Here is a 2,977-nt window from a genome sequence, read left to right as displayed (position 1 = left end):
TCGTAACTCCATATTACTTACTAAAGGCATGGTTCTTTCCTCCTCAAATTGTTTAATTTTACTTTCTAAACTTGACTGTAATTCAGGGGATAAAGTCATCATATTGTCGATGATTTCAAACAGTTTAATTATCTGTTCTCTCTCGAATTCCTTTTCATATAATCCCCTGATTAACTTCCACTTCCACTGTTCCCGTTGTGGCAGCTTCCCAGTAGTCGCTTTTGTTTTCAGGTGTGCCATGACTATTATAGCAAAGGGATTGCTACTTGTTTCTAGTTCTGACCAGTTTTCCTCATAGTCCAGTAATTTAACCGTTGGGAATTTCAGACTCACTTCACAGCCAGCGATAGTATAATTATAGGAATCTGGTCGCCAATTTACTCGTTCATCTCCTAAAATTGCCAGACTGATAACTGGTTTCTGATACAAATCAAAGGCCCGATAGTTATAAATATACATCCTCTGAGGGAAATTTTCTTCGTATTGACTTTGAATTTCAATATGAATCAAAATCCAGATTTCTTCACCCCTGAGTAACCAGACTTTATAAAGTTTGTCAGCGAAACGTTTTTTTGTCTTAGCTGAAGCGGTAATCCGTTTCAGTTCTTTTTCCAGGGATTCGGGAGTTTTTGTCCAATCAATTAGTTGGTGAACTTCGGGAAAAAAGAAGCATAAAAACGCTTCAAAATACTCGCTTAATGCTTCTTTCCAGGGTTCATCATAATTGGCGGTTGTTGGGTTCATTTGAGTTGTTTGCTTACTCGTAGGCTGTGAAGCGCGATAGCGTAACGCACCGATTTAATAATAGACGTGAATGGTGGCAATCTGGGGATTTTGTGGTAAAAAAGCGGATATTTGTTCGATTCCGTCTTGATTGGGAGTGAGAATAACGGTGGCGACTTCTGGAATTACCCCAGCTTGGAGACTTTGATAATCGGCAACACCAGCATCGAGGAAAACTACGGTAGCGGTTAAACGCTGATTTCTCGCACTATTCACCTGATTAGCTTGACTCAAGCCATCAGATTGAGCAAAATTGAATAAAATATCGTCAATAGCAGGAAGAATCGGCAACAGTGAAGAAGTCATGACACTGACAGCAAAGGTTTATTGCTAACAGTTTTAGCCCAACAATCCCCAATTTTTCAATGGTGCTGTAACAAAAATTAAGATTATACAGAAAACGGGTTTCTCAAAGAAACCCGTTTTCTCTGTTGAGAATGTAGGATAAGGACAAGTCGAGAAGGCAGGCAATCAGCTTCGGGAAAATGTCACAGAAACCGCTTATGTTATTTAGCCATTCTTGGGGTGGTCGGTATGATTATCGGAATGGGTGGCGACCTATTTTTCGATTGTTTTTTTTAATTCTCGTCGCTAACATTCCGCGAGTTATAGCCGAACCTTTAGATAAATATTGCCTCTCACCAGTAGAGCGAAAACCCGAGACGAGATTAACATTATCCCCGAATAAAACAGCACGAGTAACAATCCCAATGCGGGGCCAATCGTTGGAGGTGGTCGTCTCCGGTGTCGATACCCTGCTACTGAAACGGAGCGGCGCTGCAACGCCTCTGGTATCGGTGAGGGCCCCGCAATACGATTACGGCCAGATTGACGCTCTGGTTTCGACACAAGATGGTTGGCTCTGGATCGATGGGGGACAAATCGATTACATGGCCCGGCTCGATCTGAATGCTAACCCCCCTACCCTTGGTACACCGAAGGCACTTCCCGAACTCTACGAGCGACCCTGCTCGTTTTGGCATCGTTTCTGGGGTAATTGTCTCCTCGCTCAGGGAGTTTACAGCCAGGCGTTGGATCGCGTATTGATCACTGGTCATCCCGCTACATTTTGGGGACGATCATCCCTCACCACCTTGGAGATCATTGCTGGAGAAGGGAAAGAGATGGAGTCGATCGCACGGGGTGCTAGTCTTGTTTACCCTGTTTATGATGTCCCGCGATTACGAGGTATTTTGCTCAGAGGCATAAAAGATGAGTTGTTCTTTTACGATGGGATTACTGTCACCACCATACTTTCAGGAGAAAGTGCGCGGAGTCGGAACGGTATAACTGGGTGGTACATCGACAGCACTCACTCTGGGAGAACTTTCGTAACTAACGCTGGTCGTTTCCGCGATCCTTTTCTTAGGGAAATAAAAGCAGGGCCACTGGCGATAGCGATCGCTGTTCCCAAGACACTCGCCGGAAGTTGGTTGAGTTTGTTTCAAAAAGTGGATAAGGAGCCGTTGTGGGGAATTACCCGTCAGTCCCTTTTTGTGGAAATACAAGGCGCTTTCAAACCGGTCGCTACCGTTCGAGAGGGAGCTTTTCTAGAGGGACCGGCCGGTATCGAACAGTCGTCAGATGGCTCGATCACTTTCAGCGTTAAGGACAAAACCACGGGGCGCTCTACCGATTACCGGCTCGCACGCTCCTCCGCGACAGGCCAGTGCGGGATTCGTTTAAAGGCCCGAAGACCGATATCGCTCACCCCGTAGTTTTTCCCGGGGTAGGCATTGCCCACCACCATTAAATAAGGGTTTAAAGGTGAATGGGTGGGCAGTGCAGCACCCTAGAGTAAGATGTTCTTATTGGATTTTTGCCAAAGACTGCTTAAATTCTGCGAGAGAATTAGCGGTAACTGCTGATTTTAGTATCTCTTTTAAGAGAGCAAGGTTAGTGATTTTGTCAATCATCTCTTCAATTTCTGAAGAAATCTGTCCGAACCGCACAGTTAAAACTGTTTTTATGTCATCGCGGCTATTTTCTAACACCCCAATTTCCTTGCCAATCTTCTTACCCTGTTCTATTCCTCGCAATTCCATATTACTGATTAAAGGCATGGTTCTTTCCTCCTCAAATTGTTTGATTTTACTCTCTAAACTTGACTGCAATTCAGGGGATAAAGTCATCATATTGTCGATGATTTCAAACAGTTTAATTATCTGTTCTCTCTCGAACTCCTTTTCATATA

General features: G+C 44.2%; 4 protein-coding genes. 1 reads left to right on the top strand and 3 read right to left on the bottom strand.

The annotated features are described in order from the left end of the window. Together O9300_RS03185 and O9300_RS03180 are read right to left on the bottom strand one after the other, a co-directional pair. Window positions 1-744, bottom strand: a 744-nt coding sequence (locus O9300_RS03185) for an RpnC/YadD family protein (protein ID WP_287970010.1), incomplete at its 3' end; no start/stop codon positions are given. Between the two features lie 54 nt (window positions 745-798). Next, window positions 799-1,089: a DUF4347 domain-containing protein gene (locus tag O9300_RS03180; RefSeq protein ID WP_287970009.1), complete on the bottom strand. Its 291-nt coding sequence runs from the start codon at window positions 1,087-1,089 to the stop codon at window positions 799-801. A gap of 404 nt (window positions 1,090-1,493) precedes the next feature. On the opposite strand from O9300_RS03180, the gene O9300_RS03175 reads away from it, so the two are divergent. Beyond that, window positions 1,494-2,501: a hypothetical protein gene (locus tag O9300_RS03175; protein WP_287970007.1), complete on the top strand. Its 1,008-nt coding sequence runs from the start codon at window positions 1,494-1,496 to the stop codon at window positions 2,499-2,501. 90 nt (window positions 2,502-2,591) lie between these two features. Here O9300_RS03175 and O9300_RS03170 read toward each other — a convergent pair. Next, a partial coding sequence (locus O9300_RS03170) for a hypothetical protein (protein WP_287970005.1) occupies window positions 2,592-2,977 on the bottom strand: 386 nt, incomplete at its 5' end.

It is taken from the genome of Microcystis sp. LE19-195.1E, from assembly GCF_027532095.1.
Classification (GTDB): domain Bacteria; phylum Cyanobacteriota; class Cyanobacteriia; order Cyanobacteriales; family Microcystaceae; genus Microcystis; species Microcystis aeruginosa.
Note: the sequence above shows the minus strand (reverse complement) of the source record. Positions and strands in the feature narration are given on the sequence as shown.

Excerpts from the sequence above, each read along its gene's own strand:
- O9300_RS03175 (WP_287970007.1), top strand. The coding sequence starts at position 1,494 with ATGCGGGGCCAATCGTTGGAGGTGGTCGTCTCCGGTGTCGATACCCTG.
- O9300_RS03180 (WP_287970009.1), bottom strand. The coding sequence starts at position 1,089 with ATGACTTCTTCACTGTTGCCGATTCTTCCTGCTATTGACGATATTTTA.